Raw genomic sequence first — 23557 nt, forward strand, 5'->3', positions numbered from 1 at the left:
CACTCACCTCCAAAGCTTCTCCTTCTTATTTAATGAAGCAAGGATGTTCTTATTGCAGAATCGAGGAGGTTATATAAACCTTTTCAACTTTTCCTTCTTCCATTAATTCATTCATTCTAGTCTTTAACGCTTCTTGAAGCTTTTCCTTGCCTTTTTTACCGGTTAACTCTTCCGCTTTCATTTCTGATAGTTCGGTAATGATGATATTTTTCACTTGAAAATTTCTTTTTTCCAACTCTTCTTTTGCTTTTTTATTTTCTGTTTGGACCATAAATGAGATTTTGATATAATCATTGCCGGCAAGATTCGTAGTAATTTCAGGAATCTCAACTGAAGATTTGACAATTTCGTCAATGCTAGGCTTATCTTCGGCAGATGTGGGATCAGATAACTTTGTCACTACCACGACCGCTATGACACCAACAAGCGTTATAGCCACGAGTATGATCAACATAATGGTCAATAGATTTTTTTTCATGAACTCTCCTCCACATCCTTACGAAAACCGAGAATATTAACGGTACGATAAAATTGTATAATAGCTTCAACCAGTTCCTCTTCCTTCTCTAGCACAACGATTTTCTTACCATTTGTAAAAGTAATGGTCGTATCTGGCAATGACTCGACTGTGTCTATGTACAATGCATTGATATAAAAGCATTTTCCATTGAGCCTTTTGACTTTGATAATGATATTTAGGAGCCAAGGCAAAAAGCACCTGGCTCCTCCCTCCCTTAACCTATCGTTTTAAGTTAACCAATTCCTGCAAAATCTCATCCGACGTCGTGATGATCCTAGTATTCGACTGGAAACCACGTTGAGCAACGATCATTTCAGTAAACTCTTCGGATAAATCCACATTGGACATTTCCAAAGAACCTGATGCAATAACACCGCGCCCCTCACCTGCGATATTGATATTTGCAGTACCTGAATTTATTGATTCCTGAAAAGTATTGCCACCAGTTTTCGTCAAGCCAGATGGATTGGAAAACTTGGCGACGGCCAGTTGGCCTAAGGTAGTGATCAGACCGTTAGAATAAACGCCATTTATTTCCCCTGATGAACCAATATTAAAGCTTTCCAGTTTACCTTCTTTATTACCATTCGGATTGACTAGAGCAGTGGTGGAACCTTTAACTTGAGTAAGATTCGAGAAATCAAAATCCAAATTAACTTTTTGTACGCTTTCATCACCTTGTGTATCCGAGTCATCCTCTTCGCCGCTTGAAATATTTATGGTTTGACCTGACTGGGTTTTATCAGCTGCCACTATCTGACCATTAGCGTTGAAATTAACCGTTGTGAACGGTTTTGGTTTAGTAGCTGATGTATCCCCAAAAGCAGCAGGTTCTTCATCAAAAAGCTCCCATTTATCATCACCGTTTTTTTGGAAATAGATAGTTGCCGTTTGTTCTTTACCCTTGTCATCCACAACTTTCATTTGCTGGCTAAATACGGTACCATCAATTGCGTCGGCAGCTAGATTTCCACTTACTGATATTTTAGTGGTGGTAATGGCAGGTAAAATCGCATTGACGTTAACAGCAACGTCGCCAATCGTTTTTGATCGTTTCCCGTTTTCATCAACCTTGTAGGCCTGCACTTTCAAACCATTCGCGTTGACAAGGGTACCATTATCATCCAAATAAAAGTTTCCTGCACGTGTATATGAAAGAGAATCGCCTTGCTTGACGACGAAATAGCCATCACCGGATATTCCTAAATCAAGATCGCGGCCGGTGGTTTGCAGGCTTGACTGTGTATGGATCGTATCGATTGTAGCAATCGTGGAGCCCAATCCAATTTGTTTAGAATTGGTTCCTCCTTTATTGGCTGTTGCTGCACTTGCACCAGATACCGTTTGGTTCATCGCATCGCTGAATGTCACACGGCTTTTTTTGAAACCATAAGTATTGACATTGGCGACGTTATTACCGATAACATCCAATTTTGTTTGTAAGTTTTTTAATCCGCTTATTCCCGAATACATTGAACGAAGCATGGTAAAAGCTCCCCTTTCATATAAAGACTGCTTCCGTCATTCCACAGTCCAGGCTTCCTCTTTCAGGTCCAGCCTATTTATCTAAAATGATGATTCCATTGATGTTCGTGAAAATTTGACATGTTGCTTCTTCCCTGTTCGTGCTGTGATGACCTTATTGTTTATCGTGCTTACTATCAGTGCCGCATTCCCTTTAATGTAATGATAAGAGATTCGGTTACACCCATTTTTGACTCATCCGCAATTGAACATGTTTACTGATGGTCTATGTGTGTAGACAGCAGCTTGAAAATGCTGTTGGAAGCCTTGCTGGATCATCTGCCTTTGCCTTAACAATCATATTTGTTTGTGTCATCGCTTGAGCGGAATTGCTTGAAAACCAAGTTTATTCATATCCCGCCCCTTCAGCGACTTTTATCAATTGATCTGATGATAACTTGGTGTTGTTTTCATCATCCACTTCAATTTGCAGTTTGCCATTATTCATGGATACCGAGATTACGACAGCTGATGTCTCTCCATTTTTTTCATCCATCCAGGAAACGCGCTTGCCTATTAATTCACTTGCCGCCGTCAAGCTATTCGACGTGGAAGTTGTTTGTTTCATTGTCGAAATATTTGCGGGTTCAAGCTTTGTGCCATCTTCTAAAAGAAAATAAACTCCATCACCCTTATATTGGATCGATTTAACGATGCCTGTTCCTTCTTCTATCGCAAGGTCATCATCGCCTTCATCCAATTTGTGCCAAGTGACTTCCTTTCCGACAAAAGAGTTATAGTTCATTAAACTATTTTGTTGATTGATCCCGATTATTTCTTCCATTTGGGCTCCCATATTCATCATCTGTTCCAGAGAAGAAAAAGTGGCCATTTGGGCGATGAACTCGGTATTGTCCATCGGGCTTGACGGATCTTGGTTTTGAAGCTGGGTAAGCAACAATTTCAAGAAATCATCTTTTCCCAATGCATCCCCGGTTTTTCTGTTTTCAGTTTGGGATTTTGATAATAGTAGTGATGTATCGATGGTCGTCATTTTTTCACCTACACTTCCAGATTTAACAGAGCATCGGCAAGGGATCCCGTAAACTCGCTTTCCGGCTCTTCATTGCTTTCTTCCTTACTCTCCTGTTGTTCATTATGTTCATCCGCATCTTTCTGGCTGAATTTCTCAGAGTTAAAAGCATTGAAGGTCTGTGATATTTCAATTCTTTCCATTTGAATGTTTTGTCCGCTAAACGCTTGTTTTAAACCATGAATCTGGTTCTCCAGAATATCTTTGGCTTGGACAGTAGTAGCCAGAATCTTGGCTGACAGCATACCGTCCCTTTGAATCAGCTCGATTCTTAGGGATCCTAAATGTTCAGGATTCAATCTGATCAACAGTTTATTTACACCGTTAGTTCCGCTAAAGTTCGCCTTACTTAAAATATTTTCAAATTGCTTAACAAACTCATCTTGACTGACAGTTTGCTCAACTTTGGGAGCCGCCAAGACGAATTGCTCCAGCTTTGTCATGAGAAAAGGCATACCAGGCCCTTGATGTTTACCGCTATCCGGTCTTTGCAAAGTCACACTGCTAGCGACTGCTCCATCTTTATTCACCTTGTCACTCCCAGATAGATGCGATAATGCGCTTCTAAATGTTTCTATTGCTTTAGTTTGCCTTGTCTCCGAAGTGTTGGATTGGTCAGGTTCTGTTTTTGATTTTGACTGATTGGACAGCCATTTCTCCAGCTTCCCCGTTATTCCTTCAAGCAGGTGTTTCATTTGTTTCTGAATGGCCGCTTCATCTTGTGTCATATCCTTATTCTCCGAAAGAAGATCTTGAATTTTCACCAGTTTCAAAAGATTCACCACACCAGACAATGGGAGGTCATGCCATTCTTCTTCGCTCAATACAGTAACTTTTTTCAGGGTGGTATACAGTTCAATGACATTGGCTGATAACAAACTTTGTGGATTCAGGCTGAAGTCATCACCTTCTTGTTCTAAATCCAGTTCCTCGATGCTCGCAAAGAAATCATCAAGGGCACCCTCACCATTTCCAAGTATATTTTTTTGGACCTGTAAAATAAGGGTGCTGTCTTGTTGGTTTGTTGAAGGGGCAACGGCTGCACTCTCTTCCCCTGTATCACTTAACCTTTCAAGTTTCAAAAAAACAAGCAAATCGTTTATTTCAGACATTCGCCCTTCAGGGTTGCCCCCTTTATCCGATGGAATGGGAGGTTCTGCCACTATCGCTGATTGAAGGACTGATCCAAACCCTGAATTAGTTTGTTGATTTGGCTTAATTGGTACCTTTTGAGTTAATGATGCCAAGGGAAGTAAAGAATTAATGGCAGAATTCATATATTCACCTCCTAACTCTTTTCACTTAAACTTTGTTCCGTTAGTTTCTTCGTTAACCTTGCAGCATCAGCCGTTGTCATTTGCTCCAAAACCTTTGCTAAAGTGGCTGCTTTCATACTTGAGAGAATTTCCACTGCATCTTCATCATTCATTTCGGTAATGATGGGTGCAGCCTTCTTGGGAGCCATCGTTTCATAAGTACGGATGATATCTTTGAACGCTTGTTTACTATTATTCTGACTATCTTTAAGTTGATTCATTTCTGTTTGAAGCTGCTGTTTTTCCGCTTCTGCCTTTTCAATGGCCTTGTCACGTGTATCGATGATGCTCTCAAGCTTGTCTATCTCTTTTTCCTTGTTTTCAATCTCGGTTTCTAATTTTTCGAGCTTCATGGAAACTTTCTCATCACTCTTGGCTGGTTTATCTTCCTCTTCATCCTTTTGATCCGATTCAATGAAGGGTATTTTCGCAGACATTTCTTTTGCCTTTTCCACTACATTCACCCCTGCAACTGTAAAAACGATTAAAGCTACAGTTACCGCAAAGATTAATGGAATGAAGATGACAAGAAACCATTGAAACTTACTTATCTTGCTTTCTTCCAATTCTTCCAATCCATTAGATTCACTTTTTTTACCCATTCCATCACCTTACGCCTTTGCTTAAGAATTGCCGGATTGATATTTCATCCATTTGTTTGTTCTCAGCTTCCTTTATGACATCGAGGAATTTATGAAAATCATTTTCTTTCATTTTCTCGTACTTTTTAACCTCGATATTTCTTTCCATTAATATATCCCGTTGAATATTCATCTTGTATCGCGCTTCAATGACTTCCTGTTGACAGTGGTTTAAGAGTTTTTCCAAGTTGTCCATAAATAACTGATGATGACGAATTTCCTGTATGGATAATCCATTTCGCAGCTTTTCCTGTTGAAACTCAAGCAGCTCTTCCTTTTTCTTTAAAAGCTTATATAACTTTTCTGCCACTTCTTCAAATTTTTTTAAAGCAGCATTATATTTAGCTAGTGCATCGGTTTTTTCTTTTTCTTTGATGGTCAGGATCTTCTCGAATTTATATTGATAAATCATTATTAATCACCTTTCTCCATCAATTCGACAAGGGCATTGATACTATTATCTTTGGTAGCTTTTTCATGGGTTCCTTGCTTCAAAAATGAAATGATTTCCGGATAGCGTGTAATTGAGTTATCAATTTGTTTGGAAGAACCCTTCTTATAAGCTCCTATATTAATCAAATCTTCCGACTCCATATAGGTTGATAAACTTGCCCGTAATTCTTCCGCGGCGTTTTTATGCTTGTCACCAACTATATTGTTCATGACACGACTAATGCTCTTTAATACATTGAGCGCTGGAAACTGTCCTTTATTGGCTAAGTTACGGTCCAGTATGAAGTGACCATCCAAAATTCCCCTTACAGCATCAGCAATCGGTTCATTCATATCATCACCGTCGACGAGTACCGTATAAAAAGCTGTAATCGTACCGAGCTGATTTGTACCCGTTCTTTCGAGTAACCTTGGGAGGATGGCGAAAACGGAGGGGGTATACCCTTTGGTCGTCGGCGGTTCCCCGATGGCAAGCCCAATTTCCCTCTGGGCCATCGCCACCCTCGTGACCGAATCCATCATCAGCATCACACTCAATCCCTTATCACGAAAATATTCCGCGATGGCAGTTGCCGTCAAAGCACCCTTTATCCTCATCAATGCTGGCTGGTCAGATGTCGCCACTACAATGATTGATCGTGCCAGCCCTTCCGGACCAAGGTCTTTCTCAATGAATTCACGAACTTCACGGCCACGTTCTCCAATAAGACCGATCACGTTTAAGTCAGCCGTCGTATTCCTTGCCACCATACCAAGCAACGTGCTTTTCCCGACGCCGCTTCCTGCAAAGATACCAACACGTTGTCCTTTTCCAACTGTTAATAAACTATCAATTACCCGGACTCCTACATCTATCGGTTCATTAATGGGAGGCCGTTTCATCGGATTCGGCGGATCTTGATCCACAGAAATTGTCGCCAAACCTTTTGGAAGAAGTGAGTCATCAATGGGATGCCCCAATGGATCGACTACTTTGCCAATAAGCTCACTTCCCACCTTTATCTCAAGACTCCGTCCGCTTCCTTCCACGATACAGCCCGGGGCAATATCACTAACTGCTGTAAACGGCATTAAAATAACCATTTCATCACGGAAACCGACCACTTCGGCTATGATTCGGTTTTTCTTATTTTGTATGCCTGTATGGATATAACAAACATCACCTACAGAGCTTTCAGGGCCTTGAGATTCTATCATTAACCCCACGACACGTTTGACCCGTCCATAATGTTTGAATGGATCAACTTCATCAACCAAGGGCAATAGGTCTCTAGTTTTCATCTTTATTCCCCTTCCAGCAATTCAGTTAGTTTCACTTTTATTTCCTGCAGTTGACTGTCGACACTCGCATCCATCCTTCCGTTTTCGGATTCGATGATACAGCTGCTTTCTTCAAGCTCATCATCCGGAAAGATATACAGCTCAGTATCTTTCGGAAAGATTGCCATCAACTCTTCTTTATGAGAAAGAATCGAGTGATATCGAATCGGATGGATATGCAATTGCACTTCACGGTAATCCCTCACTTCTTTGATGGCTCTTTTGACTATGGATAAAAAAGACTCTTCATCTTTTTCAAGCTTTTGCCCGATAATTTTCTCTGCCACCTTCAGGGCAAGATTCAAAATAACGGTTTCAGATGATTCGATATGGTGCCGATAATCTTTTTTAGAGGACTGCACCACTTCTTTTGCAAAAGCTATTTCCGCGGCAATCTCGCTATAACCCTTTTGGATCCCATCTTCGACTCCCTGCTGATACCCTTCTTTTTGAGCTTGTTCGATAAACATTGCTTTTTCTTGAATCTCCCATTGTTCTCGGTCTTGCTGGATTTCAGCAGCAATCGCTTGGGCTTTTTGCTTAGCATCGAGCAATAATGTTTCCGCTTCCTGTTTGGCATCTTTGAGAAATTCATCAGATTGAATATAATGAAGGTTTTTTCGCTCATCTGCATCATCATTTAAGTCAAAAGGGCGAACTTTTATCGCTATCTTTTTACTTTTCTCTTGGTTAGCCTGCTGGGATTTGATAATCCTAGACAATGATATCATCCCCTCCGCCGCGGGCAATCACGATGTCTCCAGTTTCCTCCAGTCGTCGAATGACGGCAACAATTCTTGATTGTGCTTCTTCTACATCACGCAAACGTACCGGCCCCATATATTCCATTTCTTCCTGGAACGTTTCAACCATCCGTTTTGACATGTTTCGGAAAACGATTTCCTTCACTTCATCACTAGCCACTTTAAGAGAAAGTTTAAGATCTTCGTTATCGGATTCCCTGACAACGCGCTGAATCGCTCTGCCATCAAGGGTCACGATATCCTCAAAAACAAACATTCTTTTCTTGATTTCCTCAGCAAGCTCCGGATCTTGAATTTCAAGCGCATCCAAGATCGTCCTTTCCGTTGAGCGGTCAACACCATTCAACACTTCTACAACGGCTTCCACTCCACCAGTCTGTGTATAATCTTGGGTTACAGTCGCTGAAAGTTTCCTTTCAAGTATTTGCTCCACTTCATTGATGATTTCCGGAGAAGTGCTATCCATTAAAGCAATCCTCCTAGCAATATCGGCCTGCACCTCTTGCGGAAGCTCAGACAATATTTTTCCAGCCTGTGTGGGATCAAGATAGGACAAGATCAATGCAATGGTCTGCGGATGCTCGTTCTGAATGAAATTCAAGATTTGTCCAGGATCTGCCTTCCGAGCAAAGTCGAATGGACGCACCTGCAAGGATGATGTTAAACGGTTAATGATGGCGGTTGCCTGATCAGTACCCAATGCCTTTTCAAGTACCTGCTTGGCATATCCTATCCCGCCCTGGGAGATGTAATCCTGTGCTAAAGCAATAGTATGGAATTCTTCCAGAATTTCTTCTTTATCTTGGGAGTCCACTTTCCTCACTCCCGAAATTTCAAGGGTCAATCTCTCAATTTCCTCTTCGGAAAGATGCTTATATACGGATGCAGAAACATCCGGGCCTAAGGAAATAAGGAGGATGGCAGCTTTCTGTTTGCCAGTCAATCCGGCTTTTTTTTTTCTATCTGTCATTTTCTTAAGCCTCCTAGTCTTCTGCTATCCAGCTTCTTAATAATTTCGCAAATTCATCCGGCTTTTCTTTTGCCAGCTTCTCCAGTTGTTTTCTTTTTAAAGACGCTTCCGTTTCCTTCTCTTTGTTCAGATCCGGAACATCGAATACGACTTCTTCCTCTTCAACCACGTACTCCTCTTCCATTTCAGCTTGCTTTCGGGAACGGAGGAATAAGATTAAGAGAATGATAATGGCAAGTATTAGCACTCCGCCGACGATGTATGCCCATATTGGTAACGAAGGTTTCGTTTCATCTTTTTGCAACTTCATTTTCCCGTTAAACGGCTGCACGGAAATCGCAATTTTATTATTAAGCTCCTCGTCCGTCAGCTCTTCCCCTTCAGCTTTTTTCTCGATTGTCGTGCGGATTATCGTACCAAGGATTTGTGTAATATCATCCATACTCTGTTGTGATAAAGAATTCGGATCGTCAGCTGTGGGCGGTTCGACCATGACCTGAATACCTAAATCTTTGACTTTATATGGGCTTTCGACTATTTCTTTCTTGATTCGGTTCACTTCACTATTTATCGTTTCATCCACTTTTTCATAATCACCGGATCCATTTGTGCCTTCAACGTATTGGGTTCCCAATGAATCTGAGGAATCCTCACTTTGCGGAACGCCTCCTGCACCTGCTGGGTACCCGCTATACGTTTCATTGATTCTTTGCGCAGAAATCTCTATTCCAGCCATATTTTCTTCATCGACCGGTTCAACTAAATTCTCTTCCCGATTTTCTTGAGTGAAATCAATGTCTGTCGTGACAGAAACAACCACTTTGTCTCTCCCCATTATCGTTCCAAGCATATTTTGTACCTGTCTTTGAATATCGCGTTCTATTTCTTTTTTTATTTCGTTTTGGGTAGCAAATGCGGACGCAAAAGAAGAATTTTCATTTTCAAGATCGAAGTACTCAAACTCTTGGTTCATAATGACGATATTATCTGTAGGGAGATTCGGAACACTTTTTGAGACGAGATGATAAAGGGAATTGATTTGACTTTCTTCAAATTTATAACCGGGTTTCGTATTCAATACAATGGATGCTGACGCTTCCCCAGCTGAATCACTGACAAAAACTCCTTTATCAGGAAGAGTGATCATAACACTGGCATCTTCTACTCCATCAATCTTTTTTATTAAACTGGCCAATTCCGTTTGCATCGAGTCAAGTTTAATGACATTGAATTCATTTTCAGTCATTCCGATACCGGCACTTTGACTAAAAAAGGAATAGTCGATACTGCCTGATTCCGGAATTCCTTCAGCTGCCAGCTCCACTTTAAGTGAATCCAGTTTTTCTTCCGGAACTTTTATGGTCGTTCCATTTTCAGAAACTTCATTCATAATCCCTTGACTGTCTAAATTTTCTTTAATGCTCCCCGTTTCCGAAGGAGTTAAGTTGGAATATAAGGGCACCAGCGTCGTACGCGTGGTTAAAATTGAAACTGCCGTAATGATGATGATAATTAATACCGCTGAACCAATCATCATGAATTTCTGTTTTTTACTGCGGCTTGTCCAGTAAGCAGTTATTTTGTTTTTAAAGTTCACTAGTACTTCATTCATTTAAATCCCCCGGTCAGTCTATGAATTTATGATTGGGGGATTTCTTTTCCCCCTGGTCATTTTTTCTCTATATTATGAGGTTAAAAAATGAATGCTATATACTCATTCTCATCATTTCCTGGTAGGCTTCCACAACCTTATTCCGAACCTCTAATGTAGCCTGCATGGTAACGCTGGCTTTTTGTGAAGCTATCATCACCGAATGAAGCTCAACATCCTCCCCATTAACCAATTTGGTTGTAAGATCATCAGATGCCACTTGTGTTTCGTTAACTTTATTCATTGATTCTTTTAATACGGACGCAAAATCTTGTTGTGCTTCGTATGGTGTATTAGTCTTGTTTTGCTCTTTTTTCAGAACATTACTTGCACTGTTCACTGCAGAAAGAGAAATCCCCTCCATATCCACAATCTCCTTTCAAACTTTTATTTCCCGATTTCCAAAGCTTTCATCATCATTCCCTTTGATGCATTTAAAACTGTCACATTGGCTTCGTATGAGCGTGTGACACTCATTAAATCAACCATTTCCCGAAGCGGGTCGACATTTGGCATTTCAACATAACCATCTTCATTGGCATCAGGATGTTCGGGATTGTAATCCAGTTCAAAAGGTGTTTTATCTTTTACTATTCCAGTCACCTTCACTCCATTCCCTATCTCGCTCGTTGTTCCTGATGCTGCGTTTAAGAAACTCGAAAAACCGTTTTCCTTACTTTGCAGCACAACCGATTTTCTTGTGTATGGCTTCCATGTTTTTGATTCGGCGTCATATTCCGCCCTGGTAGAATCGGCATTAGCCATATTAGCGGAGATTACATCCATCCTTACCCTTTGACTCGTCAGGCTAGATCCGGTCATGTTTATACTTTGGAAGATTCCCATCACTTACCTCCTCTAATTACATTCTGCAAAGATTGAAATTTACCTGAAAGCCTGTCCGTTACTGCATTATAATAAATCTGGTTGGCAGCAAGATCCGTCATTTCCTTATCAACGTCCACACTATTCCCATTATTGTTATATCGGACATTTTTCTGCGTCACGATGTTAGAAGCATGACTTCCCTCTGATTTGAAGGTAAAATGTCGTTCATCGGTACGATATGACTCCAGGGAAGATTCCAGTTCTCCTTTAAAGGATTGTGTTTTATCGACCTCTTTAGCTTTATAATTAGGCGTATCCGAATTGGCTATGTTCTGTGAAATGACTTTTTGTTTGGCATTAGAATAATCAAGGGCATTTTCAAGTGATTGAAAAGTATTCGAGAATAATTCCACATCGATCACCTCTTTCTATAATTAACAAATAATGACTTTATCAATAAATTAACCCAGCACATTTACGTTTTAATTTTAAAGAAACATTATAACTATGTCCATAAACAACACATAGACTTTAGACCTATTATCGTCGAAATTTGTCATAAATCACTCAAATTTGTCGTTTTTATTAGTATAATTTCAGGTCTATTATGACGTTATATTACATATTATTATGATATTCTACATATTAACCAATTTTTACTTCTATTAGCTTATATATCATATCGAAAAACAAATCCATATACCTGATACTTTAGAACTAATTTTTAAAATTTATTATTTCATTTTAGTTGATTTCACCCTTTTAAATAAAGGGTTTTAAGAAAACAAGTAATTCCTGCTTTCTTTTTTTTTTTGAAAAAAAAACGATATTTTTTAAAGCTCTGTTCCATTCGACAAAACTCCCAACAGGTTTGGACCCCGTTATCCATAGGATCTTTAAAATCAAAAAGTAACATCATCGTTCATTTTCATCATATCGACAGTTATAATAATATAATTACCCTTTTTAAGAAATATTTAACTATCTTTACTGCTTCTAATAAAAAACATGCCTATATTCACATTTCCATTTAATCCGAATTACCTCTTTTTCCTTTCCCCCCATGTCATTCACCCACATTTGCCTGTTAGTCCCAGAACGGCAACAGATCCAAATATCACAAAAAAAGGCAGCCCTTTTTCAAGGACTGCCTTTTTGGTATGTTAATTATTTTTTAGCTTCTCTAATTCAAGTAGGAATTTATCGTTCAATACTTTGATATAAGTACCTTTCATTCCAAGAGAGCGTGATTCAATGACTCCTGCACTTTCCAGTTTCCTTAGTGCATTTACGATAACGGAACGGGTGATGCCGACACGGTCTGCAATTTTGGAAGCTACAAGAAGACCTTCATTACCTTTAAGCTCTTCGAAGATGTGCTCAATTGCTTCCAATTCGCTGTAAGATAACGAGGAAATTGCCATTTGAACGACAGCTTTACTACGAGCTTCTTCTTCTATTTCTTCTGATTTTTCACGCAGGATTTCCATGCCGACTACAGTCGCACCATATTCAGCCAAAATTAAATCATCATCGTGAAATTTTTCTTGTAATCGGGCAAGCACCAATGTTCCTAATCTTTCTCCCCCGCCCATAATCGGTACGATCGTTGTTAATCCAGTTGCGAAAAGCTCTTTATTTTCGACTGGGAAAGCAGTATATTCGCTTTCGATATCAAGGTTCGATGAGGTTTCAGGAATATTGAAAAGGTTTTTTGTGTACTCTTCTGGGAATTGTTTATCTTCCAACATTTTGTACATGCGTTCGTTTTCAATTTGCTGACTTACCGCTATGCCTAGTAATTTCCCGCGGCGGCTGACGACGAATACATTTGCTTCGATAACTTCACTTAAACTTTCAGCCATTTCCTTGAAGTTAACTGCTTTACCTGCTGCTTTTTGGAGCATTGCATTGATTTTTCTTGTTTTTGCTAATAAGTTCATTTGATTTGTTCCTCCTAAAAATACCATGGTTCACAATAACTATGAAGTTGTATTTCCGTAATTTTATGTTCATTGCCCTTTGTTTCTTAATTAAAGGATAAACTGGCTTAAATCTTTGTTCCGGGCGATAGAACCAAGCTTACCTTCGACATATTGGGGAGTAATTGTAATCTTCTCCATCGTTATTTCCGGAGCTTCAAACGATAAGTCTTCAAGCAACCGTTCCAAAATGGTATGAAGTCTTCTTGCACCAATATTGTCTGTGTTTTGATTTACTTCGAAGGCCACTTCAGCTATCTTACGAACAGCATCGTCAGAAAATTCAATTTCTATACCTTCAGTTTCTAATAAAGCTACATATTGTTTTAACAAGGCATTATCCGGTTCATGAAGAATCCGTACAAAGTCGTCTACAGTCAGTTTGTTCAATTCAACACGAATTGGGAATCTACCTTGTAATTCAGGGATAAGGTCGGATGGCTTAGCCATATGAAAGGCCCCTGCAGCAATAAATAGGACATGATCCGTTTTAACTGACCCATATTTAGTCACTACTGTCGAACCTTCTACAATTGGCAGGATGTCCCTTTGGACACCTTCTCTTGAAACATCCGCTGATGAACTTCCCGATTGCTTACTTGCAATTTTGTCTATTTCATCAATGAAGATAATCCCATTTTGCTCAGCCCCGTATACTGCATCGGAAGTGACTTCATCCATATCAATCAATTTTGCCGCTTCTTCATTTGTTAAAACGGTTCTCGCTTCACTTACTTTCAATTTGCGCTTCTTGCTTTTTTTCGGCATCAAGCTTCCTAAAGCGTCCTGCATGTTCATCCCCATCTGTTCCATTCCCGAACCTTGGAGCATATCAAACATCGAAGCAGCCTGTTCTTCCACTTCGACCGTTATCATTTCACTTTCCAACTCACCATTAGCCAGCTTTTCAGCGACGATTTTTCTTTTTTCCTGCAAACTTAAATCTTCGGAATTTTCTTCCGGATCTTGTTCGTCTTGATTGTTATTGCCTCCAAAAAAGACTTCAAGAGGATTCTTGAAATTACTCTGTTTTTTAGTGGATGGCACTAATAGCTCTATTAAACGGCGATTTGCATTTTCTTCTGCCCGTTCTTTTACGCTGGCCATCTTTTCTTCCTTCACGAGGCGGACGGAAGTCTCCACCAAATCACGGACCATGGACTCTACATCCCGGCCGACATACCCGACTTCCGTAAATTTCGTTGCTTCAACTTTAACAAAAGGAGCACCTACCAATTTAGCCATTCTCCGAGCTATTTCTGTTTTCCCAACGCCTGTCGGTCCAATCATTAATATATTCTTCGGTACGACTTCGTCACGAAGTTGATCCGAGAGAAGGGAACGTCGGTAGCGATTCCGAAGAGCCACTGCCACTGCCCGTTTTGCCTCACGCTGCCCTACGATATACTGATCCAGTTTTTCAACGATTTGCCTCGGTGTTAAATTAGCTTTTTTTGACATTTGCGCTCCTCCTTACAACTCTTCCACGATTATATTCGTATTTGTAAATACACAAATTTCCGCTGCAATTTGTAAAGATGATTGAGCGATTTCCTTTGCCGATAAGTGGTCGCTGGAAAACCGCATTAATGCCCTTCCGGCAGCCAATGCATAATTTCCTCCCGATCCTATGGCGAGGATCCCGTCATCCGGTTCAATTACTTCCCCGGTGCCAGAAACGAGCAGTAAATGGTTCTTATCCATCACGACTAGCATGGCTTCAAGCTTCCTCAATACATTGTCACTTCTCCATTGCTTTGCCATTTCGACGGCAGCGCGCTGAAGATTGCCATTATACTCTTCAAGTTTTGCTTCGAACATCTCAAATAAAGTGAAAGCATCTGCAACGGAACCTGCAAAACCTGCAAGGACATTACCATTAAAGATTTTCCTTACTTTCCTCGCTGTATGCTTCATCACTACTGAATTTCCTAAAGTAACCTGCCCATCACCGGACATGGCACATTCACCTTTATGATGCACTGCAAATATCGTTGTCATAAAGTGTCCCCTTTCAACATTTAAGGCCGCGGATGTGATGCATTGTAGACTTTTTTCAATTGGTCTTTTGTAACATGCGTATACACTTGCGTTGATGAAATTTTAGAATGACCAAGCAATTCTTGAACCGTGCGAATGTCCGCCCCATTATTCAATAGGTGTGTAGCAAACGAATGCCTTAGCATATGGGGATGAAGACTTCCATCTGCGGCTGACTTTTTAATCAATTCATTCAATATATAGCGAACTCCCCTAGGTGTCAGAGGGTCTCCACGAAAATTAACAAATAAATAAACATGCGCCTTGGCGTCAGACGAAGTCAATTCCATCCTGGCTGTACGTATGTATAAATCTATCGCTTCCTGTGCATATCTACCAACCGGAACGTAGCGATCTTTTTTTCCTTTTCCATGGATCAGTACTGTCCCTAAGGAAAGATCGATATCCTGCAGTTTAATATCACAACATTCACTTACGCGAATGCCTGTAGCATACAATAATTCCAGTAAGGCATTATTCCTTATTCCTATCGGTGAATCTTTCTTTAAAGAAGAAAACAACTGATCCATTTCCTTCTCATAGAGAAAACGTGGCAGTCTTTGATCCTTTTTAGGTAAAGAAGCAAGAGAAAAAGGATTATCCTTAACATCACCTTCACGCAGTAAAAATTTATAAAGGCTCCGCAAACAAGAAGTTTTTCTTGCTACAGTGCGCTTAGAAAGTTTTTTCTCATATAAATTCGTTAAATATAACCGGACATCAAGATATTCAACGGACGTGAAGTCCTCAATGCCCTGTTCATTAAGGAACAGAAAAAATTCGTGAATATCACGTTTGTAATTTTCAATGGTGTAATGTGAACTGTTCTTTTCAATTTGTAAATATTCGATGAAGGATGATAATGCCTTTTTTTGATTAATCATGGAAACACCTCGCAAAGGCTAATAAATAGTATCATACTTTAAAACAGCAGGCAAATATTTTACAAATTTTTCACAAAGTTCTGAATTGTGTCTAAAGCGCGTTTAGCATGCGTTTCATTCCGCTCTTTTTTGGATTTGATTCTCACTTCAAGGTCTGGAAGCAATCCAAAGTTGGCATTCATCGGCTGGAAGCTCTTACCATTCGTCGAAGTTATGTACCTTGCCATGCTGCCCATCGTCGTCTCTGCAGGGAAAATGATAGGATCCAATCCTTGGACGATCCTTGCAGCATTGATACCTGCAACCAGTCCCGATGCAGCCGATTCTACATATCCTTCGACGCCAGTCATCTGACCGGCAAAGAATAAATCATCCCGATTCTTGAATTGGTACGTAGGCTTCAAAACATTAGGTGAGTTTATGAAAGTGTTTCGATGCATAACTCCATAACGGACAATTTCCGCATTTTCCAATCCAGGAATGAGCTGCAATACTTCTTTTTGCGGCCCCCATTTCAGATGTGTCTGAAAACCAACAATATTGTAAAGTGTTCCTGCAGCATCATCTTGACGCAATTGAACTACTGCAAAAGGACGTTTTCCCGTTTTTGGATCTTCTAAGCCAACAGGCTTCAATGGACCAAATAACATCGTTTTCTTCCCGCGTGATGCCATCACTTCAATGGGCATGCAGCCTTCAAAAAAGATTTCTTTTTCGAATTCTTTAAGTGGAACTGTTTCAGCAGCAATCAATGCTTCATAAAAGCGGTCAAACTCTTCTTCCGTCATCGGACAGTTCAGATAAGCTGCTTCACCTTTATCATAGCGGGATTTCAAATATACTTTATCCATGTCGATGCTGTCTTTTTCAAGAATTGGTGCGGCAGCATCATAGAAGTACAAGTATTCTTCATCCATGATTTGCTTTAAACTGTCAGATAGTGACTGACTTGTTAGCGGACCGGTTGCAATGACGGTAGGACCTTCCGGAATTTCCGTCACTTCTTCATTGATGACCGTTACATTTGGATGATTTTTGACCCTTTCCGTAACAAGACCGGCAAATTCATGACGATCAACAGCTAAAGCACCGCCAGCCGGTACAGCACAAGCATCCGCTGCGGACATGATGACCGAATCCAGAATACGCATTTCTTCTTTTAATACACCAACTGCATTTGTTAACGTATTTGCCCGAAGTGAATTGGAACAAACAAGTTCAGCGAATTTATCGGTATGATGGGCTGGCGTTTGTTTTACAGGGCGCATTTCATATAGATCGACTTTAATTCCTCTTTTAGCTAACTGCCACGCCGCTTCACTTCCAGCAAGCCCGGCACCGATTACACTTACTTTTGTTTCTTTCATTTTTCGAACCTCCATGTATAGATATGATAAGACAGGATCATTTATCATTAAAACTGCTTTCATAAAAGTTTCATTTTTAACGATACCTATGTATTTATACCCGAAATACTCATTCCTGCTAACGATCATTTAAAGAATATGCCATATAATAGCCGTATTCTACCTGCAATCCATTGCTTCTAAGAAGGGGAACGGACACAAATAGGAATTATATCTTTAAAAGAATGTACTTGTCCACTGAATTTTACATCACATGGCTTAAATAAAAAAGTTTCAAGCTTTATCCATTGTCTTCTTTGAAGTAAATCCACTTACTATCATGATATCATACTTTCCTGAACATAAAGAAACTCGGCAGATGCCGAGTCAATTTATCTTTAGGTTTTTTCGATAGTTCACAGTGATAGTAAACGATTTCACGGTCTTTTCTATGCTTGGGGCAATTCTTTGAAATCACAATCCATGCACTGTACCTGGACGCCTTTTTTGAGTTTTTTCTCAACAAGTGTCCCTTCACATTTTGGACAACTCCGCGGCAGCGGTTTATCCCAAGATATGAAGTCACATCCAGGATAGGTATCACACCCGTAAAATATGCGGCGTTTTTTACTTTTCCTTTCAATGATGTTTCCTTCTTTACATTTTGGACATTTAACACCGATTTCTTTAACGATTGGCTTTGTGTTACGGCAATCCGGGAAATTACTGCATGCCATGAACTTTCCGTAACGCCCCATCTTAAAGACCATCCCATGTCCGCATTCCACGCAATCTTCACCTGCAGGTTCATCCTTGATTTCAATTTTCTCCATCTCGACTTCGGCTTTAGCCAAATGAACTGCAAATTCCTTATAAAATTCATCGATGACCTTTATCCATTCGATACTGCCTTCCTCGACGCTGTCGAATTCCTGTTCCATCTTGGCAGTGAACTCTGCATCAAGAATATCCGGGAAGAATTCGCGTATCAATTCAAGAACGATCTCACCAAGCTCCGTCGGTATGAACCGTTTATTATCCAAAGTAACATAGCCTCGTTTTTGAATTGTATCCAAGGTAGGAGCATATGTGGAAGGACGGCCTATTCCCAGTTCCTCTAGGGTTTTGACAAGACGGGCTTCCGTATATCGGGGCGGAGGCTGTGTGAAATGCTGCTTCGGCTCGATATCTTTTGAAAAGAATTGATCCCCTTTTTTTACATCCGGAAGTGCATTTTCCTTTTCTTCCACCGAGTCATCGGACCCTTCAACATATACCTTCATGAAACCCGGAAATTTAATTTTCGAACCAGTTGCCCTGAAGATGACGTCCCCGTTATGCAAGTCGATGCTCATCGTATCCATGACCGCCGAAGACATTTGACTAGAAACGAATCGTTCCCAAATCAATTTATAAAGACGGAATTGATCTCTGGATAAGAACTCCTTGACTACACTCGGTTCACGTAATGTACTTGTTGGCCTGACCGCTTCATGGGCGTCCTGGGCATTAGTCTGTTTTTTCTCTTTACGCTGTTCAACCTGAACATAATCTTTACCATAATTATTTTGAATGAAGGTATGAACTTCCTCTTTCGCAACATCGGAAATCCGGGTCGAATCGGTTCTCATATAAGTGATTAACCCGACTGTACCTTCCTTGCCAAGCTCGATTCCTTCATAAAGCTGCTGAGCAAGCATCATGGTTTTCTTTGCACGGAAATTCAATTTACGTGCCGCTTCCTGTTGCAGGGAAGAAGTCGTAAAAGGAGCGGCTGGATTGCGCCTTCTTTCTTTTTTTGCCACAGCTCCTATCGTGAATTCGCCGCCATTTAAAGAAGCAAGCACTTTTTTGACGTCCTCTTCGTTATTCAACTCCTTCTTCTCACCGCTAATGCTGAAGAAGGAACCTTCAAACTGTTCTTTTCCTTTTATAAAATCAGCCTTGATTGTCCAATACTCTTCAGGGGTAAAATCTTTGATCTCCTTCTCCCGGTCAATGATCATCCGTACAGCAACTGATTGGACCCGTCCCGCGCTTAAGCCTTTTTTCACCTTTTTCCACAAAAGCGGGCTTATATTGTATCCGACCAAACGATCCAATACCCTTCTTGCCTGCTGGGCATCAACCAATTTCATATTTATTGGCCTCGGTGATTTAAATGATTCTTTGATAGCCTCTTTCGTGATCTCATTGAATACCACGCGGCAATCTGAGTTAACGTCAACATCAAGACTGTGAGCCAAATGCCAGGCAATGGCTTCCCCTTCCCTGTCGGGGTCAGCCGCGAGATAGATTTTTTTCGCTTTTTTTGCAGCTGTTTTCAATTCTTTTAAAACCGGGCCTTTGCCGCGGATAGTTATATATTTAGGTTCATATTCATGTTCAACATCGACACCCATTTGACTTTTAGGCAAATCGCGTACATGCCCCATGGAAGCCTTTACTTTATATTTTTTTCCTAAGTAACGTTCTATCGTTTTCGCCTTTGCGGGCGATTCCACAATCACTAAGTATTCTGACATCCAATAAATCCTCCTCAAAGAGGTAATATAAATCTTCACTATTATTAATCATTCAAAAATCATTTGTCAACACCTCTTTACTTTTCAAAGCTTACTGATTCATTTAATTATAGGTATTTTGACAAGAGGTGCCATTTGCAAAACTTATAACAGTTTTACAATATTTTCAACCTTTTTGTCTATTAATTCAACCCATCCTTTTAAAAAACCACCTTTTTTTCATTATTTTTCCGTTTGATTCTCCGTCTATCTTCTATATTATATTGTTCAAAACTCTTCCTCGATCTGCCTGGCACTCAAAACAAGTTTGGCACCATCAGAAATCAATTGATTGGTCCCCAGCGATTCAGGGCTCGTAACATTACCAGGAAGCGCAAACACATCCCTGCCGTGTTCCAATGCAGCTTGGGCCGTAATAAGGGATCCGCTTCTTTCTTTTGCCTCGACCACGAAGACTCCCTGTGATAATCCACTGATGATTCGATTCCGAAGCGGAAACATCCATGGTTCCGCCCTCAATTCCGGTGGAGTCTCAGATAAAAGCAAGCCTTTTTCAATGATTTCTTCAGCAAGGGGTATATTGGATTTTGGATATATTTGCATAAGTCCCCCTCCTAATATCCCAATCGTATCTCCGCCTTCACTTAATGTGATCTTATGTGACTCTGCATCGATTCCAGCCGCCACTCCACTTATGATCACGAACTTTTTCTTTACAAGCGGTATTAGAATCGTTTTTAAGGCCTCCAGACCATACGAGGTTGGCTTACGCGTTCCAACAACACCTAGCGTATTCTTACTTGTTAAAAGCCTCTTATCGCCTTTAAAATAAAGAACCCACGGAGGATCGAATATTTGCTTCAGCAAAAAAGGGTAATCATCATCAAAGATCGTTAAACAATGAATTTGGTTATCTTCGTATCTTTTAAGTTTATCGATGGTATGGAGGGAATGTAAATCTTTGAGAAAGGGGTTGAGCTTATTTGAAGGGATAGGGAGCATTTTTGCCCATTCAGCGTGATTCGTCGTGAACAGGGAAGATAATGATGGGTCTTTGGACATGATGATTTGGATTGTTCTCCATCCTGCTCCGCGGCAATGATGGAGATGGATTAACTTTTCTTTTTTATTCAATTGAAAACGCCCCTAATCGGATATTTTTTAAAAATAGGTTGATAGTGATGTACTTGGTGTCTCCCGAGGAAATTGGAGGGGAAAAAAGGCCGACCCAAAAAAAGGTCGGCCCAGCTTGAATCAATGTGTTTTACAAGGTTCGTAAATATCTTTTTCTTTCAAGACGGAGATCAATGTTTCACCCATTACGGATGGAGTTTCGGCAACTTTAATTCCACATTCGTTCATAACGCGGATTTTCTCGTCAGCAGTACCTTTTCCTCCTGAGATAATGGCACCGGCATGACCCATGCGTTTACCGGCTGGAGCCGTACGGCCACCAATGAAACCAACAACTGGCTTAGTCATATTTTCCTTCACCCAGATTGCTGCTTCTTCTTCTGCCGTTCCACCGATTTCACCGATCATGATCACCGCATGTGTTTCCGGATCTTCATTGAACGCTTTCAAAACATCAATGAAATCCGTTCCGTTAACGGGATCTCCACCGATGCCGACAGCCGTAGACTGTCCAATGCCTGCTTGCGATAACTGGTGAACGGCTTCATACGTCAAAGTTCCCGAACGTGAAACTACACCTACATGGCCTTTTTTGTGGATATACCCTGGCATGATACCAATCTTACACTCTTCAGGAGTAATGACACCTGGGCAGTTCGGTCCGATCAAGCGAGTTTTTTTGCCTTCCATGTAGCGCTTCACCTTGACCATATCCAGGACAGGAATATGTTCCGTGATACAAATGACAAGATTAAGTTCTGCGTCTACGGCTTCTAGAATTGCGTCGGCAGCAAATGGAGCCGGTACATAGATAACAGATGCATTCGCTCCGGTTTCAGTGACAGCTTCGAAAACCGTATTGAATACAGGTACCCCTTCCACTTCTGTTCCACCTTTACCCGGAGTGACTCCTCCAACGATTTTCGTGCCGTATTCCAACATTTGTTTTGTATGAAATAATGCTGTTGCACCAGTGATTCCCTGAACGATCACTTTCGTATCTTTATTAATATAAACGCTCATTATGTTCCCCCCTGCCTATTATCCTACAAGTGATACTATTTTTTGTGCTCCATCTGCCATTGATTCAGCAGACGTAATATTTAAACCTGACTCTTTTAGAATTTTTTTGCCAAGGTCCACATTCGTTCCTTCAAGACGAACAACAAGAGGGACATCCAGGCCAAGCTCTTTAGCAGCAGCCACGACGCCTGTAGCGATGATGTCACATTTCATGATTCCTCCGAAGATATTAACGAATATGCCTTTAACATTTTGATCGGAAAGGATGATTTTGAAAGCCTCTTTCACTTTTTCCTCAGTGGCGCCGCCACCAACGTCAAGGAAGTTAGCCGGATCTCCCATATAATGTTTAATGATGTCCATCGTCGCCATAGCAAGACCGGCACCATTAACCATGCATCCGATATTTCCGTCAAGCGATATGTAACTAAGGCCATGTTTAGATGCTTCAATCTCTTTCGCATCCTCTTCATCCAAGTCACGGTACTCCGCGATGTCTTTATGGCGGTAAATCGCATTATCATCGAAGTTCAATTTAGCATCAAGCGCCATTACATCGCCGTCGCCCGTTACTACTAATGGGTTGATTTCTGCGATTGAGCAATCTTTATCAACGAAAGCTGTATATAAGTTAACCATCAGTTTGGAAGCTTTATTTATAAGTGGAGCCGGAATATTGATATTGAATGCAATCCTCCGTGCCTGGAAACCAGTCAGGCCGACAACCGGATCGATTACTTCTTTGAAAATTTTCTCTGGTGTCTTTTCGGCCACTTCCTCAATTTCCGTTCCGCCTTCTTCAGAAGCCATCAATACGACACTGTCCGTAGCACGGTCAAGGACCAGCCCGATATAATATTCTTTTGTAATGTCGCAGCCTTCTTCAATAAGTAAACGCTTAACTTCCTTGCCTGCAGGACCTGTTTGATGGGTCACCAACGTCTTGCCAAGAATCTCTTCTGCATATGTACGTGCTTCATCAAGATTCTTCGCTACCTTGACTCCGCCGGCTTTCCCGCGGCCACCCGCATGAATTTGAGCTTTTACGACAACAACTTCCGTACCTAACTCCTTCGCTGCTTCCACTGCTTCATCAACAGTAAAGGCAACCCGGCCATTTGGAACGGATACCCCGTATTGTCGTAATATCTCTTTCCCCTGATACTCATGGATATTCATTTCCCATCCTCCTTATCTACTAAAAAACAACTTTGGAATTTAATGCGTGATTTCTCTACTATATTACAACAAAATTCTCCTTCGTGCATAATTTTCTTTCACATAATTTTTAAAATATTATTATAATATACTTCTATATCCTTGATTAAAATGGAGAAAACCTTCTTCTCCGTTGTGTTTTTTCTTATTAAATTCATATATTTTAGTTCTGAAAATCTATTTTCAAAAAAATCATCACAGTGAATTAATCTTCTAAAAACACTTCCTTGAAAGCCTTTTCAACATAATAATTCAGAAGTCCTTTCATTGAAAAATCACAATTATCCTTGTCTTTGCCCAAAGGAAAAGCAAAAGGACAAAGCCATGGCCTTGTCCTTTTGCAAATACGTTATTATTCTTTTAATATAATGAAAATTCGTCAGTG

At 40.5% G+C, this 23557-nt stretch carries 23 protein-coding genes; all 23 read right to left on the reverse strand.

What is annotated here, in order from left to right; all coding sequences use genetic code 11:
* Positions 1-49: 49 nt before the first annotated feature.
* Positions 50-478, reverse strand: coding sequence for a flagellar basal body-associated protein FliL (gene fliL / locus ACFVS1_RS13345; protein WP_241591174.1), 429 nt, complete (start codon positions 476-478; stop codon positions 50-52).
* On the reverse strand, positions 475-711 hold the full coding sequence (locus tag ACFVS1_RS13350; protein WP_387548016.1) for a flagellar FlbD family protein: 237 nt from the start codon (positions 709-711) through the stop codon (positions 475-477). The genes fliL and ACFVS1_RS13350 overlap by 4 nt, the downstream gene beginning before the upstream one ends.
* A 28-nt stretch (positions 712-739) precedes the next feature.
* Positions 740-2005, reverse strand: coding sequence for a flagellar hook protein FlgE (locus tag ACFVS1_RS13355; RefSeq protein WP_352921452.1), 1266 nt, complete (start codon positions 2003-2005; stop codon positions 740-742).
* Between the two features lie 385 nt (positions 2006-2390).
* Entirely contained in the window at positions 2391-3038 is a 648-nt protein-coding gene (flgD, locus tag ACFVS1_RS13360) for a flagellar hook assembly protein FlgD (RefSeq protein WP_387548019.1), read from the reverse strand.
* A gap of 8 nt (positions 3039-3046) precedes the next feature.
* On the reverse strand, positions 3047-4354 hold the full coding sequence (locus tag ACFVS1_RS13365) for a flagellar hook-length control protein FliK (RefSeq protein ID WP_387548021.1): 1308 nt from the start codon (positions 4352-4354) through the stop codon (positions 3047-3049).
* An 11-nt stretch (positions 4355-4365) separates the two neighbouring features.
* Positions 4366-4995 carry a MotE family protein gene (locus tag ACFVS1_RS13370; RefSeq protein WP_387548023.1) on the reverse strand — a complete coding sequence of 210 codons (630 nt, stop codon included), beginning with the start codon at positions 4993-4995 and terminating at the stop codon, positions 4366-4368.
* A 4-nt stretch (positions 4996-4999) separates the two neighbouring features.
* Positions 5000-5446 carry a flagellar export protein FliJ gene (fliJ, locus tag ACFVS1_RS13375; RefSeq protein WP_241591164.1) on the reverse strand — a complete coding sequence of 149 codons (447 nt, stop codon included), beginning with the start codon at positions 5444-5446 and terminating at the stop codon, positions 5000-5002.
* A gap of 2 nt (positions 5447-5448) precedes the next feature.
* Positions 5449-6768: a flagellar protein export ATPase FliI gene (fliI, locus tag ACFVS1_RS13380; RefSeq protein WP_387548026.1), complete on the reverse strand. Its 1320-nt coding sequence runs from the start codon at positions 6766-6768 to the stop codon at positions 5449-5451.
* Between the two features lie 2 nt (positions 6769-6770).
* Positions 6771-7538, reverse strand: coding sequence for a flagellar assembly protein FliH (gene fliH / locus ACFVS1_RS13385; protein ID WP_387548029.1), 768 nt, complete (start codon positions 7536-7538; stop codon positions 6771-6773).
* On the reverse strand, positions 7522-8541 hold the full coding sequence (fliG, locus tag ACFVS1_RS13390) for a flagellar motor switch protein FliG (RefSeq protein ID WP_387548032.1): 1020 nt from the start codon (positions 8539-8541) through the stop codon (positions 7522-7524). The genes fliH and fliG overlap by 17 nt, the downstream gene beginning before the upstream one ends.
* 13 nt (positions 8542-8554) lie before the next feature.
* Positions 8555-10153, reverse strand: a complete 1599-nt coding sequence (fliF, locus tag ACFVS1_RS13395; protein WP_387548034.1) for a flagellar basal-body MS-ring/collar protein FliF — start codon at positions 10151-10153, stop codon at positions 8555-8557.
* A gap of 94 nt (positions 10154-10247) precedes the next feature.
* Positions 10248-10556, reverse strand: a complete 309-nt coding sequence (gene fliE / locus ACFVS1_RS13400; RefSeq protein ID WP_352921468.1) for a flagellar hook-basal body complex protein FliE — start codon at positions 10554-10556, stop codon at positions 10248-10250.
* Between the two features lie 23 nt (positions 10557-10579).
* Entirely contained in the window at positions 10580-11038 is a 459-nt protein-coding gene (flgC, locus tag ACFVS1_RS13405; protein ID WP_352921470.1) for a flagellar basal body rod protein FlgC, read from the reverse strand.
* Positions 11038-11433 carry a flagellar basal body rod protein FlgB gene (gene flgB, locus ACFVS1_RS13410; RefSeq protein ID WP_352921472.1) on the reverse strand — a complete coding sequence of 132 codons (396 nt, stop codon included), beginning with the start codon at positions 11431-11433 and terminating at the stop codon, positions 11038-11040. Before flgB ends, flgC begins: the two co-directional genes overlap by 1 nt.
* A gap of 750 nt (positions 11434-12183) precedes the next feature.
* Positions 12184-12963 (reverse strand): GTP-sensing pleiotropic transcriptional regulator CodY, encoded by a 780-nt coding sequence (gene codY / locus ACFVS1_RS13415; protein ID WP_057278408.1) that lies wholly within the window; start codon positions 12961-12963, stop codon positions 12184-12186.
* Between the two features lie 90 nt (positions 12964-13053).
* The gene (hslU, locus tag ACFVS1_RS13420) at positions 13054-14463 is read right to left on the reverse strand and encodes an ATP-dependent protease ATPase subunit HslU (RefSeq protein ID WP_048684871.1); all 1410 of its coding nucleotides are present in this window, start codon (positions 14461-14463) and stop codon (positions 13054-13056) included.
* 12 nt (positions 14464-14475) lie between these two features.
* Positions 14476-15003 (reverse strand): HslVU peptidase proteolytic subunit, encoded by a 528-nt coding sequence (gene hslV, locus ACFVS1_RS13425; protein ID WP_048684874.1) that lies wholly within the window; start codon positions 15001-15003, stop codon positions 14476-14478.
* 20 nt (positions 15004-15023) lie between these two features.
* A complete protein-coding gene (gene xerC, locus ACFVS1_RS13430) occupies positions 15024-15926 on the reverse strand; it encodes a tyrosine recombinase XerC (protein ID WP_352921475.1) in 903 nt (300 codons plus the stop codon).
* Positions 15927-15985: 59 nt separating this feature from the next.
* On the reverse strand, positions 15986-17293 hold the full coding sequence (trmFO, locus tag ACFVS1_RS13435; RefSeq protein WP_352921477.1) for an FADH(2)-oxidizing methylenetetrahydrofolate--tRNA-(uracil(54)-C(5))-methyltransferase TrmFO: 1308 nt from the start codon (positions 17291-17293) through the stop codon (positions 15986-15988).
* Positions 17294-17721: 428 nt separating this feature from the next.
* A complete protein-coding gene (gene topA / locus ACFVS1_RS13440) occupies positions 17722-19797 on the reverse strand; it encodes a type I DNA topoisomerase (RefSeq protein ID WP_387548041.1) in 2076 nt (691 codons plus the stop codon).
* Between the two features lie 267 nt (positions 19798-20064).
* The gene (gene dprA, locus ACFVS1_RS13445; protein ID WP_387548043.1) at positions 20065-20931 is read right to left on the reverse strand and encodes a DNA-processing protein DprA; all 867 of its coding nucleotides are present in this window, start codon (positions 20929-20931) and stop codon (positions 20065-20067) included.
* A 120-nt stretch (positions 20932-21051) separates the two neighbouring features.
* Positions 21052-21954, reverse strand: a complete 903-nt coding sequence (gene sucD / locus ACFVS1_RS13450) for a succinate--CoA ligase subunit alpha (RefSeq protein WP_387548046.1) — start codon at positions 21952-21954, stop codon at positions 21052-21054.
* An 18-nt stretch (positions 21955-21972) separates the two neighbouring features.
* Positions 21973-23133 (reverse strand): ADP-forming succinate--CoA ligase subunit beta, encoded by a 1161-nt coding sequence (gene sucC / locus ACFVS1_RS13455; RefSeq protein ID WP_241591139.1) that lies wholly within the window; start codon positions 23131-23133, stop codon positions 21973-21975.
* Positions 23134-23557: the final 424 nt, after the last annotated feature.

This window comes from Peribacillus sp. NPDC058075, from assembly GCF_042885195.1.
Classification (GTDB): Bacteria; Bacillota; Bacilli; order Bacillales; family DSM-1321; genus Peribacillus.

What these genes read in the sequence shown, in the direction of transcription:
- fliL (WP_241591174.1), bottom strand. Translation starts at nt 478, where the DNA reads ATGAAAAAAAATCTATTGACCATTATGTTGATCATACTCGTGGCTATA.
- ACFVS1_RS13355 (WP_352921452.1), bottom strand. Translation starts at nt 2,005, where the DNA reads ATGCTTCGTTCAATGTATTCGGGAATAAGCGGATTAAAAAACTTACAA.
- flgD (WP_387548019.1), bottom strand. Translation starts at nt 3,038, where the DNA reads ATGACGACCATCGATACATCACTACTATTATCAAAATCCCAAACTGAA.
- ACFVS1_RS13365 (WP_387548021.1), bottom strand. Translation starts at nt 4,354, where the DNA reads ATGAATTCTGCCATTAATTCTTTACTTCCCTTGGCATCATTAACTCAA.
- ACFVS1_RS13370 (WP_387548023.1), bottom strand. Translation starts at nt 4,995, where the DNA reads ATGGGTAAAAAAAGTGAATCTAATGGATTGGAAGAATTGGAAGAAAGC.
- fliJ (WP_241591164.1), bottom strand. Translation starts at nt 5,446, where the DNA reads ATGATTTATCAATATAAATTCGAGAAGATCCTGACCATCAAAGAAAAA.
- fliI (WP_387548026.1), bottom strand. Translation starts at nt 6,768, where the DNA reads ATGAAAACTAGAGACCTATTGCCCTTGGTTGATGAAGTTGATCCATTC.
- fliH (WP_387548029.1), bottom strand. Translation starts at nt 7,538, where the DNA reads ATGATATCATTGTCTAGGATTATCAAATCCCAGCAGGCTAACCAAGAG.
- fliG (WP_387548032.1), bottom strand. Translation starts at nt 8,541, where the DNA reads ATGACAGATAGAAAAAAAAAAGCCGGATTGACTGGCAAACAGAAAGCT.
- fliF (WP_387548034.1), bottom strand. Translation starts at nt 10,153, where the DNA reads ATGAATGAAGTACTAGTGAACTTTAAAAACAAAATAACTGCTTACTGG.
- fliE (WP_352921468.1), bottom strand. Translation starts at nt 10,556, where the DNA reads ATGGAGGGGATTTCTCTTTCTGCAGTGAACAGTGCAAGTAATGTTCTG.
- flgC (WP_352921470.1), bottom strand. Translation starts at nt 11,038, where the DNA reads ATGGGAATCTTCCAAAGTATAAACATGACCGGATCTAGCCTGACGAGT.
- codY (WP_057278408.1), bottom strand. Translation starts at nt 12,963, where the DNA reads ATGAACTTATTAGCAAAAACAAGAAAAATCAATGCAATGCTCCAAAAA.
- hslU (WP_048684871.1), bottom strand. Translation starts at nt 14,463, where the DNA reads ATGTCAAAAAAAGCTAATTTAACACCGAGGCAAATCGTTGAAAAACTG.
- hslV (WP_048684874.1), bottom strand. Translation starts at nt 15,003, where the DNA reads ATGACAACGATATTTGCAGTGCATCATAAAGGTGAATGTGCCATGTCC.
- xerC (WP_352921475.1), bottom strand. Translation starts at nt 15,926, where the DNA reads ATGATTAATCAAAAAAAGGCATTATCATCCTTCATCGAATATTTACAA.
- trmFO (WP_352921477.1), bottom strand. Translation starts at nt 17,293, where the DNA reads ATGAAAGAAACAAAAGTAAGTGTAATCGGTGCCGGGCTTGCTGGAAGT.
- topA (WP_387548041.1), bottom strand. Translation starts at nt 19,797, where the DNA reads ATGTCAGAATACTTAGTGATTGTGGAATCGCCCGCAAAGGCGAAAACG.
- sucD (WP_387548046.1), bottom strand. Translation starts at nt 21,954, where the DNA reads ATGAGCGTTTATATTAATAAAGATACGAAAGTGATCGTTCAGGGAATC.
- sucC (WP_241591139.1), bottom strand. Translation starts at nt 23,133, where the DNA reads ATGAATATCCATGAGTATCAGGGGAAAGAGATATTACGACAATACGGG.